The sequence below is a fragment of the Vreelandella janggokensis genome (genome assembly GCF_031451615.1).
GTDB classification, from domain to species: domain Bacteria; phylum Pseudomonadota; class Gammaproteobacteria; order Pseudomonadales; family Halomonadaceae; genus Vreelandella; species Vreelandella janggokensis.
Genome location: NZ_JARWAJ010000007.1, coordinates 103,781 through 116,633 on the forward strand (window position 1 = coordinate 103,781; position 12,853 = coordinate 116,633).

The following is a 12,853-nucleotide window of genomic DNA, read 5'->3' on the forward strand; positions in this document are numbered from 1 at the left end:
CTAATGTATAAGGCAAAAATAAAATAAAACGCTCGTTTGCCCTTGAACCAACCGGGCTTTTGGGCCAAAACTGACGTGTACAAAAAAAGTATGACGGATGAGCAACATCGCGTCGGATCATTGGGAAAAGAGGCCCTCTATGCACAATAAATTTAACAAGCTCACCCTGGCAGTCGCCGTTGCCACTGCCGCCTTTGCCAGCCAAGCCCAGGCGGGTGGTTTTCAACTAAATGAGCAAAGCACAAGCGGTCAGGGCTATAGCCACGCTGGCCGAAGCTCTAACGTAAACGACGCCACTATCGTGTTCGGTAACCCGGCAGGGATGTCGTTTTTAGATCGCGCGCAAATTTCGGTGGGTGCCACGTATTTAGATGTGAGCACTGATATCGACAACACCGCAGCTGAGTTTACGTCTCCAGTACCTGGCATTAGTGGTCCGGTTGAGGGGACTAGTAATGGTGATATGGTGCCAGGATCAACCATTCCCTTTGGTTTCTATGCACAGCCGATCAATGACCGTTGGAGCTTTGGCTTTGGCGTTTACGCGCCATTCGGGTCGGAAACCGAGTACGAGGACAGCTTTGAAGGCCGCTATCACGGTAACCACACACGTGTGGAAGTGGTGAGCGCGCAGCCAACGTTATCCTACAAGTTTAGTGAGAAGCTTTCCGTTGGCGCAGGCTTGACCTATAACCAGATTGACGGTGAGTTGGCGTCTCGCATTCCTCAAGAATTACTAACAATAGCAGGACTACCAAATCCAGGCTCAGATGGTGAGACTCGGGTTAAAGGTGACGATGAAGCGTGGGGCTATAATCTAGGTGTGATTTATCGTCCAGTTCCCGAAACAACACTGGGTCTCACCTATCGTTCCAAGGTGGATTACACCCTCAATGGTACTTCGCGAAGCAGTGAGGGCTATGAGGGTATAAGGGCTAATCAAGATGCTACGCTTGATATTACCACGCCTGAAACGGTCAACTTCTCACTGACTCAGGAAATGACCGACAGGCTAACGCTGATGTTTGGTGCTTCTTGGACACGCTGGAGCCGTTTTGATCAGATTCTGGTTCAGGGAAGCGTGAATGATCAGATCATCAATGAACAACAAAATTACTCTAATGCCTGGGCGTTTGCCACGGGTGCGGAATACCAGTTAAACCCTGAATGGGTACTGCGAGCAGGTTTGGCGATTGATAATACACCCACAAATGACGATACCCGTAGCGTACGGATTCCGTCTGATGACCGCCGTATCTTCTCGCTGGGTGCTGGCTGGACGCCGATTGAGGATATGACTATCGATGTTGCTTACTCTTACTTAACTGAGCGTGGTACACAAGTTGAGCAATCTCGTAGTTATGAAAATGGTGGCACCACTATTGGCACAGCTAATTATTCCGCCGACTACAAAAACGAAGCCCACGGCTTCGGTGCTCAGCTGACCTACCGCTTCTAATGCGTTAGTCAAAAGCAGCGACCTAAACCCGGCCTCGGCCGGGTTTTTTGTGTAGGGTCGATGTCGGGGATGGATGCGGTAAACGCTGGGTTTCGTTACAATGCGCTTCTTTCTTGTGAACCTTTTCACTGACCTGATCTTTTACTGACCAATACCAAGGTATTCCATGTTGGAAACTAACCCGATTCACCTCCAGATCAAGGACCTGTCTGAACGGACAGAGGTTCTTAGGGGGTATCTTTGACTACGCCGAGAAGCAGGATCGGCTAGAAGAGGTCACCCGCGAGCTGGAGGACCCCAATGTCTGGAGCGACCCGGACTACGCGCAGAAGCTCGGTAAAGAGCGAGCGTCCCTCGAGGCGATCGTGGCCACCATTGACGACCTTGAGCAGGGGCTGGGCGATAGCCGGGACCTGCTCGAGCTTGCCGAAATGGAAGATGACGAAGGCACCGTCGACGAGGTGCGCAAAGAGCTGGATAACCTGCAGGCCAGCCTTGAAAAGCTCGAGTTTCGCCGTATGTTTTCCGGCGAAATGGACGAGAACAACGCCTACCTGGATATTCAGTCGGGGTCGGGTGGTACGGAAGCCCAAGATTGGGCGAATATCCTGCTCCGCATGTACCTGCGTTGGGCAGAAAGCCACGGTTTCAAGACGGATATCATCGAGATTTCAGCCGGCGATGTGGCCGGCATAAAATCGGCGTCGCTGCATATCCAGGGGGAGTACGCCTTCGGCTGGCTGCGTACCGAAACCGGCGTTCATCGCCTGGTGCGCAAAAGCCCGTTTGACTCTGGCGGTCGCCGCCATACCTCCTTTGCGTCAGTGTTTCTGTCCCCGGAAATTGATGACAGCTTCGAAGTGGATATCAACCCGTCGGATATTCGCGTGGATACCTACCGTTCAAGCGGTGCGGGCGGTCAGCACGTTAACACCACCGACTCAGCGGTGCGCATCACCCACGAGCCCAGCGGCATTGTGGTGGCATGCCAGAGCCAGCGTAGCCAGCACGCCAACCGCGACTTCGCCATGAAACAGTTGAAGGCGAAGCTGTGGGAACACGAGATGCAGCGGCGTAATGAGGCCAAGCAGCAGGCGGAAGACGCCAAATCCGACATTGGCTGGGGCAGTCAGATTCGCTCCTATGTGCTTGACGACCAGCGCATCAAGGATTTGCGTACCAACGTCCAGTCCAGCAACTGTGAAAAAGTGCTCGATGGCGATTTGGACCAGTTTATCGTCGCCAGTCTCAAGCAGGGTTTGTAATTTTCAGGGTTTGATCATTAATAGGGTGCCCGATGGCTAATCAAGACGCGTCTTCTCTCGATAACGAAAACCACCTGATTGCGGAGCGCCGGGCCAAGCTCGCGGCCCGCCGTGAGCAGGCGGCTGAGCAGGGCAAGAGCGCTTTCCCGAACGATTTCCGCCGCGATAGCTTAACCGTTGAGCTGCAAAACGCCTTTGGCGATAAAGACAAGGCCGAGCTTGAACAGCTGGATCACCACGCGTCAGTAGCGGGTCGCGTAATGCGCCAACGAGGCCCCTTCATTGTTATTCAGGACGTGGCCGGGCAGATCCAGCTCTACGTTGATAAAAAAGGCCTGCCTGCCGAGGTGCTGGAAGACGTTAAAAGCTGGGACATCGGTGACATCGTCGCTGGCCACGGCCCCGTGCACAAGTCCGGCAAGGGCGATCTGTACGTGATGATGAAAGAAGCGCAGCTGCTCACCAAAAGCCTGCGTCCGTTGCCGGATAAATTCCACGGCCTGACCGACCAGGAAGCCCGCTACCGCCAGCGCTATGTCGATCTGATCATGAACCCGCAATCGCGCAAGGTATTCGAGACTCGCGCGGCGGTCATCAGTTCCATGCGTCGTTTCTTTGAAGCCCGCGGCTTTATGGAAGTCGAAACGCCGATGCTACAGCCGATTCCTGGCGGTGCGGCGGCGCGTCCGTTTATTACCCACCATAATGCGTTGGATATCGACATGTATCTGCGTATTGCCCCGGAGCTTTATCTCAAGCGCCTGGTGGTGGGCGGCTTTGAGAAAGTCTTCGAAATCAACCGTAATTTCCGCAACGAAGGGCTTTCGACACGGCATAATCCAGAGTTCACCATGGTCGAGTTCTACTGGGCCTATGCGGATTACCACGACCTGCTGGATATGACCGAAGCCATGCTGCGCACGGCGGCTCAGGAAGTGCTGGGTACCACCACCATTGACTACCAGGGTGCCCGTTACGACTTCGGCAAGCCCTTTGCCCGCTTGACGCTGCGCCAGGCAATTCTTGACCACGGTGATGGCATCAGCGATGCGGACCTGGATACACTGGACGCTGCCCGTGCCTTAGCCGAAAAACTGGGCATCAAGGTCAAGGAGAGCTGGGGGCTGGGTAAGGTCCAGACGGAAATCTTTGAAGAAGTGGCCGAACACAAGCTCGACCAGCCGACCTTTATCACCGAATATCCGGCCGAGGTCAGCCCCTTGGCGCGGCGTAACGATGCCAACCCGTTTGTGACGGATCGCTTTGAGTTCTTTGTGGGGGGGCGCGAGATCGCCAACGGTTTCTCGGAGCTTAATGACGCCGAAGACCAGGCTGAGCGCTTCCGCGAGCAGTCAGCGGAAAAAGACGCCGGCGACCTTGAGGCCATGTACTACGACGCGGATTACGTGCGTGCGCTGGAGTATGGCCTGCCGCCAACGGCTGGTGAAGGCATCGGCATCGACCGTCTGGTGATGCTGTTTACTGACAGTCCTTCGATTCGCGACGTTCTGCTATTCCCGGCGATGCGCCCAGAGGCGGATTAACGCCAGCTAACTGTGCGATTGTGGACGAAAAGTTGGTAAGGGCGCGATTAAGCGCCCATAATGACCACGTTTCGACGGCGAGGAGAATCCCATGAAACTGCTAAATCGCTCCGCTCTGAGCGTCAGGCCGACCCAGCCCTTTGTGGACTGGATCAATGCGCTCGAACCCACCATGGGAGACGACGACCTGACCCTGGACGACGTCGAACGTGAAAGCACGGTGTATCTGATCCCCGAGATGGATACGCCCGAGGCGCTCGAAGCCTTTGTTCGTGAACGCTACTCGGAAATTCTGGAAACCGAACTGCGTGCCTGGGAAGAGGACGAACGCCAGTGGCCCGAGACGCTTGACTGGTCGCTGTTTCAAACCTTCCTGCGCATCGAGCATAGCTACCTCGCCATCGATCTTGACGACGACACGGCCCTGGAAATATCCGATGTTGATGACGCCTTGCTGCTTGATAACGAACTTGATTAGTGCGCTGTGATTGTTATTCAAGTTTCTTGTAAAACCGGCTTTTGGCCGGTTTTGTTGTTTCCAAAGGGCTGTTCAGGAACGGAACACCATGCGACTGTTTGAAACCCGACCCGGTGACGATGGCCTGCCAGGGGGCGAGCGCGCCTTGGCTGTCCTGGCATTGGTGACCGGTACCTTGATGGCGGTTGTCGATACCACCATGATCAACCTGGCCCTGCCGACCATTGCGGCAGACCTTGATGTGTCAGCCTCCCGATCGGTGTGGATCACCAATGTGTTCCAGGTGGTCTGTGCGGCTTTTCTGCTGGTATTTGCCGGTATCAGCGAACTGGTGACGCGTCGGCGGCTGTACCTGTTTGGCTTGACAACCTTTGTCATCGCCGCGCTGGGGGCCGCCCTGTCGCGGAGCCTGGAAACGCTGCTGGTGTTTCGTGCGCTGCAGGGCCTGGGAGCGGCGGCGACGCTGTCCATTGGCCCATCGCTGTATCGGGCGATTTTTCCGTCGCGGTTACTGGGAAGTGCGCTTGGATTGAGCGCCCTGGTGGTGGCCGGTGGCTATGCCGCGGGCCCCACCCTAAGCGGTGTGATCTTGTCGTTTGCCGACTGGCCCTGGCTGTTTGCGCTGAATGTGCCACTTGGGGTGTGTTCACTATGGCTGGCAAGCCGAGCGCTGCCCAGGGAAACACCGCGCCAGGGGAGTTTCGATATCCTGGGCGCGCTGCTCTCGATGTTGATGCTGGCGAGCTTTTTCCTGGCCATGGATGCCGTGGGTCACGCGGCTCCTCTGTGGCAGAGTGCGGGTTGGGGCCTGCTAGCGGTGATCGCCGGTGGCTTGTTTATTGCCCGCCAGCGGCGCGCTCCCTATCCGTTATTACCGCTAAGCGTGTTTGCAGAAAAGCGCTTCACGCTGGCCGTTTCGGCCTCGGGGCTGGCATTTATCGGTCAGGGGCTGACATTCGTCGCGCTTTCGTTTTTCTACCAGGAGCAGATGGGCTTTTCACCGCTGGAAACGGCCTGGCTATTCACCCCCTGGCCGCTGGCCATCATGGTCGTCGGGCCACTAGCCGGGCGGCTGGCCGACCGAATTAACCCCAGCGTGCTTTCCAGCACGGGGCTGGTGCTGTTGATTGTCGGCCTGATTGCCCTGGCATTCGTCGATGAATCGACCGGTGTGACGGGCAGTTTATGGCGTACAGCGCTGTGCGGCATCGGGTTTGGCCTCTTCCAGCCGCCCAATAACCGCGAAATGATGAGTAGCCTGCCGCCCGAACGCAGCGCCAATGTATCGGGTGTGATGAGTACCACGCGAACGGTGGGGCAGTCGGTGGGGGTTGCGCTGGTGGGCGCTGCGCTGGCACTGGGTGCTCCCGTGCAGGTCACGTTATGGCTGGGGGCTGCCACCACATTGTTGGCGCTGCTGGCGAGCCTTTCGCGGGTGTCGCTGGCGCGGCGAGCGCTGGTTGCGCGTCGGGCATCGTCTGGCGGCCAGTAAGCGCGTACAATGGAAGGGTTTCCGACCTAAGGAGAGCCTCCATGACGCTGCAGGCACAGATAGAGCAGAAGTTAGCGGCGCTAGCGCCCGACGTGCTGCAGGTAGAAAATGAAAGCCATATGCACAACGTCCCCGCGAATTCTGAAACGCATTTCAAGGTGACCTTGGTGAGCGACACCTTCGACGGCCTGATGCCCGTCAAGCGCCACCAGAAAATCTATGCGCTGCTGGCCGACGAGCTATCCGGCCCGGTGCACGCGCTAGCCCTTCACCTGTATACTCCTCATGAATGGGAAGTGCGCGGCGGTCAGCGCCCTGACTCGCCCAACTGCCGAGGGGGCGGGCAGTGACCCCAGAGGTTGTCCGCCGACATTACCTCGAGGCGATGGGGATTACCGCTTGGGCATCGCGCTATCAGTTGCCTAACGCGCGGCCCACGGAAACCTGTGAGTGGGATGACACCCCTGCAACGCCCACGCCGCCGCGCGAGCGTCTTCAGGCCCTTTTGGATGATGTGCCCGCGCCTCGCTCGGCGCCTGCGGAAGCGCAGACCGCCTCAGACGAAGTGACGGCATCGCCGGCGGCCGTGCGTGCCCTGTTGGAAGAGCACCAGGCCCCCCTCAGTAAGCCAGAAGCAGCAGCCCCCGCCGCCGTACCCACGCCCAGCGAAGCGCCGGTGGCCAAGGAACCGCTGCAGTTTGGCGTGTCGTGTGTGTGTATCGGCAGGCGCTGGCTAAGCATCCATGCGGGTGAGATCGATGCTTCTGAGCAGCGCCTGCTCGCCAATATATGCCAGGCGGTGGGGCTTGCCGGTGGGTCGCTGCCGGAGGTGATGTTCTTCAAGTGGCCGCCCATGGCCAACGCCTTTGAACCAGAAGACCCCCTCGAAGAAGCGCGCGAGGGGGTGAATGCGTTTATCAGCGGGGCGGCCATCCGCCAACAATGGCAACTGGAAAAAATTCTTTTGTGGGGGGCTGACGCCACCGACCCGGATAGCGCCTCGCTTGCCAAGGTGCTCGACGTTGATAACCAGCAAAGCCGCACGCTGGAGCTGCCGGTATGGCAGGCACCGTCGTTGGCAACGCTGCTGCACAGTGCCGATGCCAAGCGCAACTTATGGCCTGCGTTGCATGCTCTGGCGCAAGATTGGCCGGTACCGGATCGAGATGATCACTGAGCTGAGTCAACGTGACTTCCAGTTACTGGCAGCGCTTGAAACGCGCGCCCTGAGTGGCGTCAGTATCGCGTTGCTTAGGGAGGCCTTGGTGGCGGACACGGCCTGCGTGCTGGGCGACTGGCAGGAAAGCCAGTTGACAGGCTACGCGCTGCTGGCCCGATTACCCTTCGACGCCGAACTGCAAGCCATTGGTGTGCTGCCGGAGCAGCGTGGGCACGGCATCGGCGGTCAGTTGCTCAAGGCCGTATTCGCCGTCGCCGCTCGCTGGCAAAGTGAGCGGGTGCTGCTGGAAGTGCGTGAAAGCAACGCAGCGGCGATTCGGCTGTATCAAGGCGCTGGCTTTCAGCAGGACGGCTATCGGCGAGACTACTACCCGGCAGCTGAAGGGGCTGCCGGGCGTGAGAGTGCGCTGTTGATGTCACGCTCTGCTCAGGACTGATATTGCCTCAGGATGGGTCGTCATCAAATTTAGTCAGCAGGGCGCTCAGGCGACGCTCCCATTCTTCGTGTTCCTGCTTGAGCTGGGTGTTTTCATTACGTAGTGTCTCGTTTTCCAGCTTCATCATTTCCAGCGCCTCGACGGTATCGGTAACGCGCTGCTCAAGCTGATTGAATAACTCTAGGCTCATGCCCACCTCCAGATCAAAACAAGCGACATGCTTGCCTGTAAAACAAACGGTTAAAAATAATGGGGCGAGCGTAACGCCCGAACTGCAAAGCCGCAAGCGCTGATTATGGGGCGCGGCGTTGATATAGCCTGGCGGTGCTTTCCCCCGCCTGGGTCTCGCGGTGCAGCACCCAGTGCGTGGGTACGTCCGGTGTCAGGTCGCGCTCGGTCTCCAGATAAACCATGGCCTCCGGTGCGAGCCAATGGCCAGCTTCAAGGGTAGCGCAGCACTCGGCTACCCAGCCCTGATAAAACGGTGGATCCAGAAAGACGATATCGAAATACTGGGCCGGTTGCATGAGAAAGGCCTGGGCATCCCTAACAACGACATCACCTTGGTGGGTTTTGAGTGTTTCAAGGTTGCGGGTAATGTGGGCGGCCACCTGGCGGTCACTTTCGACGAAGGTGACCTGGGCCGCCCCGCGTGAGATGGCTTCAATCCCAAGCGCGCCGGTGCCGGCGAAAAGGTCGAGTACCTTTTTTCCGTAAAGCGCCTGGCCAAGCCAGTTGAACAGCGTTTCACGCACGCGGTCCGGGGTGGGCCGCAGGCCTGGCTTGTCGAGGACCGGCAGTTGGCGGCGGCGGAAATCACCGCCGATAATGCGTAGCTTACCCAGCGGCTTGGCAGCCGAACGGCGCGACGAGGGTGGGCGAGTGGAGCGGTTTCGAGTCATAACGCGGATTGTAGCGGGCTAGTTATCCAAAGTCTTGGTTGGCGGTGGTAGGATAATCCCATTCTTTACCTTTTTCAGTCGGATGACATCCATGTTTGGTTTTTTTAAGCGTAAACAAAAGCAGGATTCCCAGCAGGAAGCGCAGGACGAGTCTCAGGTCGACCCCTCCCAGGAGCAGGCGACTGATGAGCCGAAAGACGATGATCAGGCACCCGAACATGCCCGCCGCGAGGAAGTCGACGTTGACGAGCGTCCGTCTGCGCCTGACGCTGTGCCAGAGCCAGAGCCAGAGCCAGAGCCAGAGCCAGAGCCAGAGCCAGAGCCAGAGCCAGAGCCAGAGCCAGAGCCAGAGCCAGAGCCAGAGCCTGCGTCAGTTGATAAACCGGCGCTGCAGGAGAAACCGTCTGCTGACAAAGGCGGGAAAAAAGGCTGGCTGTCGCGTATCAAGTCAGGCCTCGGCAAAACCCGCGCGAACCTGACCGACGGCATTGCCGATCTGTTCCTGGGCAAAAAGCAGATCGACGACGAGCTGCTAGAAGATCTTGAAACCCAGTTGCTGATGGCCGACGTGGGTATTGAAGCGACCAGCGAGATTATCGAGCGGCTTGAAGCCCGGGTCTCGCGCAAAGAGCTGAAGGATCCCGAGGCCCTTTACCGTGGTCTGCAGGAAGAGCTGGCGACCATGCTTGAGCCTGTCACCATACCGCTGAGCTTTGACAAAGCCAGCGACGGTCCCTTCGTGATATTGGTCGTTGGCGTCAACGGTGTGGGCAAGACCACCACGATCGGTAAACTTACCCAGCGTTTTCAGCGTGAAGGCAAAAGCGTCATGCTGGCAGCGGGGGACACCTTCCGTGCCGCCGCCGTGGAGCAGCTCAAGGTATGGGGAGAGCGCAATAGCGTACCGGTCATTGCCCAGCACACAGGGGCCGACAGTGCCTCGGTGATTTATGACGCGGTGGCAGCGGCCAAGTCGCGCGGTGTGGATGTGTTGATCGCGGATACGGCAGGTCGTCTGCACAACAAGGGCCACCTGATGGAAGAGCTGAAAAAAGTCCACCGGGTGATGAAAAAGATCGATGAGTCTGCGCCTCACGAAGTGATGCTGGTGCTGGATGCGGGCACCGGGCAGAACGCCATTTCCCAGGCCAGTACCTTCAACGAGGCCGTGCCGGTCAGCGGTATTACGCTGACCAAGCTGGACGGCACCGCCAAGGGCGGGATTATTTTCGCCCTGGCGAAGCAGCTCAATACGCCGATCCGCTTTATCGGTGTCGGCGAAGGGCTGGATGATCTGCGGCCCTTCGAATCGAAAGACTTTGTCAACGCGCTGTTTGACCGCCAGGGAGACGATGCCAACCCATGATCGCCTTTGAGCATGTGGGTAAACGCTACGGAGGGCGCTTCGAGGCGCTATCGCACCTTAACTTTCGCGTAGCGCGGGGCGAGATGGTGTTTCTTACCGGCCACTCCGGCGCGGGCAAGAGTTCGCTGTTGCGCTTGGTCATGCGCCTAGAGAAGCCGAGTCGGGGGCGCGTGGTGGTGGCTGGGCACGATATTGCCCAGTTGCATGCCAGCCAGGTGCCGTTTTACCGGCGCCAGATTGGTGTGGTCTTCCAGGATCACCAGTTACTGTTTGACCGCAGCGTGTTTCACAACGTCTCGCTACCCCTGGATATCCAGGGCATCGAACCCCGCGAGTCGGCCCGTCGCGTGCGTGCAGCCCTGGATAAAGTCGGGCTGTTGCACCGTGAGAAAGCGTTACCCATTGAGCTTTCCGGCGGTGAGCAGCAGCGCGTGGGTATTGCCCGCGCCGTCGTCAACAAGCCGGCCCTGCTGCTCGCCGATGAGCCGACGGGCAACCTGGACCCCCAACTGTCCGCTGACATCATGGGATTGTTTGAAGACTTTAACCGGATTGGTACGACCGTCATGATTGCCAGTCACGATCTGGCGTTGATCGCGGGATTGCAGCATCGGATCATACGCCTGCGCGATGGCCGTCTGGTAGCGGACGAGGGGGCCGCATGAAACGACCCACCGGTATCAAACCCAAAGGCGCCGCGCCTCGCTCGGGGCGTCCCCGTGCGGCGACCAAGGAAGCCCAGCGCCCTCAAAAACAGGGCGCGCGATCTCAGCAGCCGCGCCGTTCTAGCCGCCTGCGCGCCTGGGGTAGGCACCACCGGGCAATGGCGCTCGACAGCCTCCAGCGACTGATTCGCTACCCGCTGGGCAATTTACTGACCATGCTGGCAATCGCCATCGCGCTGGTGCTCCCCGCCGCGCTGTGGTTAACCCTGGACAGTGCCCGGCTGCTGGATGCTGAGCTGGACGAAAGCGCCACCCTCACCGTTTACCTTGAAACCGGCGTTGAGACGCCAGAGGCCGAACGCATCGAGCAGGCCGTCAGCGCTGATGACGATGTGCATAGCACTCGGTATGTCAGTGCTGAGCAGGGCATGGCTGATTTTCAGCAATCGCTGGGCGTTGAGGATGCGCTATCGGGGCTTGATGATAACCCTCTGCCGCACAGTATCGTGGTGCGCCCGGGTAGCGTTGATCCTGAACTTATGCAGACACTGGCTGAGCGGTTAGGCGACATGACGGGTGTCGACGAAGTGCGCCTCGATCTGGCCTGGGTAGAGCGCCTGCGCCACTTGGCGGCGTTGGGAACGCGCGTTGCGCTCGCACTGGGGGTCCTGTTTGGCCTCGGGGTGTTGTTGGTAGTGGGCAATACCATCCGGCTATCGGTGGAGAGCCGGCGCCGTGAAATTGAAGTGGTGATGCTGATAGGCGCGACCCATGCGTTTGTCAGGCGTCCCTTCCTTTACAGCGGCGCCTGGTACGGCGTTGGTGGCGGTGTACTGGCACTGGGGCTTCTGTCGTTGGGTAACCACTGGTTATCAATGCCGGTGGCCGCCTTGGCGGAAAGTTACGGCGCCAGCTTTTCGTTGCCCCGATTGGACTTCACAGGCTCCACAATTTTGCTATCTTGCAGTACACTACTTGGCTGGCTGGGCGCATGGCTTGCCGTGTCCCGGCATCTTGCCAGTATCCGTCCGCGCTGAACGGCCCGCGTTGCTCATCAGGCGACGGCGAGGGAACCTTGTCTACACGGCAAGGTCATAGAGACACACTAACCACGTAAGGGTTACAAGGGAGACCACCTGCACATGAGCACTAGTCTTCTACCGGTGGGACAGCTATCACCAGGCAATGACCTGGGCGGCTATATCAAAGCGGTCAACGGCATTGCGGTTTTGAGTGCCGAAGAAGAGCGTGAGCTTGCGTTCCGCCTGCACGATGAAGGCGATCTGGAAGCAGCGCGACGCTTGGTACTATCGCATTTGCGCTTTGTTGTGCACATCGCCCGTAGTTATTCGGGGTATGGCCTGGCGCAAGCCGACCTGATTCAGGAAGGCAACGTGGGTCTGATGAAAGCCGTCAAGCGCTTTGACCCCAATCAGGGCGTTCGCCTGGTTTCATTTGCGGTGCACTGGATCAAGGCCGAGATCCACGAGTTTGTGCTGCGTAACTGGCGTATTGTCAAAATTGCGACCACCAAGGCGCAACGCAAGCTGTTTTTCAACCTGCGCAGCGCGAAGAAACGCCTGGCCTGGCTCAATAATGATGAAGTCGATGCCATCGCCAAAGACCTTAACGTCAAACCTGGCGTTGTGCGTGATATGGAAGGACGGCTGTCGTCCTACGATGCCGGTTTCGATGCCTCGCCAAGCGACGATGAAGACAGCGCCTACCAGGCGCCGGTCAACTTCCTGGATGACATGGCGGCTGATCCGGCAACGCAGCTTGAAGACAGCGATTTCGAGGAAGACTCGACGCGCCGTCTACAGCTGGCGCTTGAAGAGCTGGATGAGCGCTCTCGGGATATTCTCCAGCGTCGCTGGCTGGCCGAGGACAAGGCGACATTACACGACCTGGCCGACGTGTACGGCGTTAGCGCCGAACGTATTCGCCAGCTCGAAAAAAATGCCATGAAGAAGTTGCGCCAGAAAATGGGCGATGCCATCGCGGCTTAAGTAAGCGAGCAGGTTAGACCTAATAAAAACGGCACCCCAAGGGGTGCCGTTTTTTTA

The 12,853-nt window shown here is 58.3% G+C and carries 14 protein-coding genes; 12 read left to right on the top strand and 2 right to left on the bottom strand.

Annotated elements, in window-relative coordinates; genetic code table 11:
* The first annotated feature begins 139 nt into the window (after positions 1 to 139).
* The 8 genes from QC816_RS16760 to rimI all read left to right on the top strand — a co-directional run bounded on the left by QC816_RS16760 (position 140) and on the right by rimI (position 7,854).
* The gene (locus QC816_RS16760; RefSeq protein ID WP_309783527.1) at positions 140 to 1,459 is read left to right on the top strand and encodes an OmpP1/FadL family transporter; all 1,320 of its coding nucleotides are present in this window, start codon (positions 140 to 142) and stop codon (positions 1,457 to 1,459) included.
* Between the two features lie 166 nt (positions 1,460 to 1,625).
* Positions 1,626 to 2,724 (top strand): peptide chain release factor 2 gene (gene prfB, locus QC816_RS16765; RefSeq protein WP_139839357.1). Its coding sequence is split into 2 segments (ribosomal slippage): positions 1,626 to 1,700 and positions 1,702 to 2,724, totalling 1,098 coding nucleotides; the frame shifts between segments, so codons are not numbered across the junction.
* A 32-nt stretch (positions 2,725 to 2,756) separates the two neighbouring features.
* A complete protein-coding gene (gene lysS, locus QC816_RS16770) occupies positions 2,757 to 4,268 on the top strand; it encodes a lysine--tRNA ligase (protein WP_085918308.1) in 1,512 nt (503 codons plus the stop codon).
* Positions 4,269 to 4,359: 91 nt separating this feature from the next.
* Positions 4,360 to 4,746 (top strand): hypothetical protein, encoded by a 387-nt coding sequence (locus QC816_RS16775; RefSeq protein WP_085918309.1) that lies wholly within the window; start codon positions 4,360 to 4,362, stop codon positions 4,744 to 4,746.
* 88 nt (positions 4,747 to 4,834) lie between these two features.
* On the top strand, positions 4,835 to 6,238 hold the full coding sequence (locus QC816_RS16780) for an MFS transporter (RefSeq protein ID WP_309783531.1): 1,404 nt from the start codon (positions 4,835 to 4,837) through the stop codon (positions 6,236 to 6,238).
* A gap of 41 nt (positions 6,239 to 6,279) precedes the next feature.
* Positions 6,280 to 6,588 (top strand): BolA family protein, encoded by a 309-nt coding sequence (locus tag QC816_RS16785; RefSeq protein WP_085918311.1) that lies wholly within the window; start codon positions 6,280 to 6,282, stop codon positions 6,586 to 6,588.
* Positions 6,585 to 7,415 carry a hypothetical protein gene (locus tag QC816_RS16790; protein WP_085918312.1) on the top strand — a complete coding sequence of 277 codons (831 nt, stop codon included), beginning with the start codon at positions 6,585 to 6,587 and terminating at the stop codon, positions 7,413 to 7,415. Before QC816_RS16785 ends, QC816_RS16790 begins: the two co-directional genes overlap by 4 nt.
* Positions 7,405 to 7,854, top strand: a complete 450-nt coding sequence (gene rimI / locus QC816_RS16795) for a ribosomal protein S18-alanine N-acetyltransferase (RefSeq protein ID WP_309783534.1) — start codon at positions 7,405 to 7,407, stop codon at positions 7,852 to 7,854. The genes QC816_RS16790 and rimI overlap by 11 nt, the downstream gene beginning before the upstream one ends.
* A gap of 7 nt (positions 7,855 to 7,861) precedes the next feature.
* Here rimI and zapB read toward each other — a convergent pair whose 3' ends face one another.
* Both zapB and rsmD read right to left on the bottom strand, forming a co-directional pair.
* Complete coding sequence (gene zapB, locus QC816_RS16800) at positions 7,862 to 8,044, bottom strand: cell division protein ZapB (protein WP_085918314.1); 183 nt, start codon at positions 8,042 to 8,044, stop codon at positions 7,862 to 7,864.
* A gap of 103 nt (positions 8,045 to 8,147) precedes the next feature.
* Positions 8,148 to 8,756 carry a 16S rRNA (guanine(966)-N(2))-methyltransferase RsmD gene (rsmD, locus tag QC816_RS16805; RefSeq protein ID WP_309783535.1) on the bottom strand — a complete coding sequence of 203 codons (609 nt, stop codon included), beginning with the start codon at positions 8,754 to 8,756 and terminating at the stop codon, positions 8,148 to 8,150.
* Positions 8,757 to 8,847: 91 nt separating this feature from the next.
* Between rsmD and ftsY the strand changes: the two genes are divergently transcribed.
* From ftsY to rpoH, 4 genes are all read left to right on the top strand, one after another.
* Positions 8,848 to 10,122 (top strand): signal recognition particle-docking protein FtsY, encoded by a 1,275-nt coding sequence (ftsY, locus tag QC816_RS16810; RefSeq protein ID WP_309783537.1) that lies wholly within the window; start codon positions 8,848 to 8,850, stop codon positions 10,120 to 10,122.
* Entirely contained in the window at positions 10,119 to 10,787 is a 669-nt protein-coding gene (gene ftsE, locus QC816_RS16815; RefSeq protein ID WP_085918316.1) for a cell division ATP-binding protein FtsE, read from the top strand. The genes ftsY and ftsE overlap by 4 nt, the downstream gene beginning before the upstream one ends.
* The gene (ftsX, locus tag QC816_RS16820; RefSeq protein ID WP_085918317.1) at positions 10,784 to 11,824 is read left to right on the top strand and encodes a permease-like cell division protein FtsX; all 1,041 of its coding nucleotides are present in this window, start codon (positions 10,784 to 10,786) and stop codon (positions 11,822 to 11,824) included. Before ftsE ends, ftsX begins: the two co-directional genes overlap by 4 nt.
* 105 nt (positions 11,825 to 11,929) lie before the next feature.
* Positions 11,930 to 12,796, top strand: coding sequence for an RNA polymerase sigma factor RpoH (rpoH, locus tag QC816_RS16825; RefSeq protein ID WP_085918318.1), 867 nt, complete (start codon positions 11,930 to 11,932; stop codon positions 12,794 to 12,796).
* The last annotated feature ends 57 nt before the right edge of the window (positions 12,797 to 12,853 follow it).

What these genes read in the sequence shown, in the direction of transcription:
- lysS (WP_085918308.1), top strand. Translation starts at nt 2,757, where the DNA reads ATGGCTAATCAAGACGCGTCTTCTCTCGATAACGAAAACCACCTGATT.
- ftsY (WP_309783537.1), top strand. Translation starts at nt 8,848, where the DNA reads ATGTTTGGTTTTTTTAAGCGTAAACAAAAGCAGGATTCCCAGCAGGAA.
- ftsE (WP_085918316.1), top strand. Translation starts at nt 10,119, where the DNA reads ATGATCGCCTTTGAGCATGTGGGTAAACGCTACGGAGGGCGCTTCGAG.
- ftsX (WP_085918317.1), top strand. Translation starts at nt 10,784, where the DNA reads ATGAAACGACCCACCGGTATCAAACCCAAAGGCGCCGCGCCTCGCTCG.
- zapB (WP_085918314.1), bottom strand. Translation starts at nt 8,044, where the DNA reads ATGAGCCTAGAGTTATTCAATCAGCTTGAGCAGCGCGTTACCGATACC.
- QC816_RS16760 (WP_309783527.1), top strand. Translation starts at nt 140, where the DNA reads ATGCACAATAAATTTAACAAGCTCACCCTGGCAGTCGCCGTTGCCACT.
- QC816_RS16780 (WP_309783531.1), top strand. Translation starts at nt 4,835, where the DNA reads ATGCGACTGTTTGAAACCCGACCCGGTGACGATGGCCTGCCAGGGGGC.
- rpoH (WP_085918318.1), top strand. Translation starts at nt 11,930, where the DNA reads ATGAGCACTAGTCTTCTACCGGTGGGACAGCTATCACCAGGCAATGAC.
- QC816_RS16785 (WP_085918311.1), top strand. Translation starts at nt 6,280, where the DNA reads ATGACGCTGCAGGCACAGATAGAGCAGAAGTTAGCGGCGCTAGCGCCC.
- rsmD (WP_309783535.1), bottom strand. Translation starts at nt 8,756, where the DNA reads ATGACTCGAAACCGCTCCACTCGCCCACCCTCGTCGCGCCGTTCGGCT.
- rimI (WP_309783534.1), top strand. Translation starts at nt 7,405, where the DNA reads ATGATCACTGAGCTGAGTCAACGTGACTTCCAGTTACTGGCAGCGCTT.
- QC816_RS16775 (WP_085918309.1), top strand. Translation starts at nt 4,360, where the DNA reads ATGAAACTGCTAAATCGCTCCGCTCTGAGCGTCAGGCCGACCCAGCCC.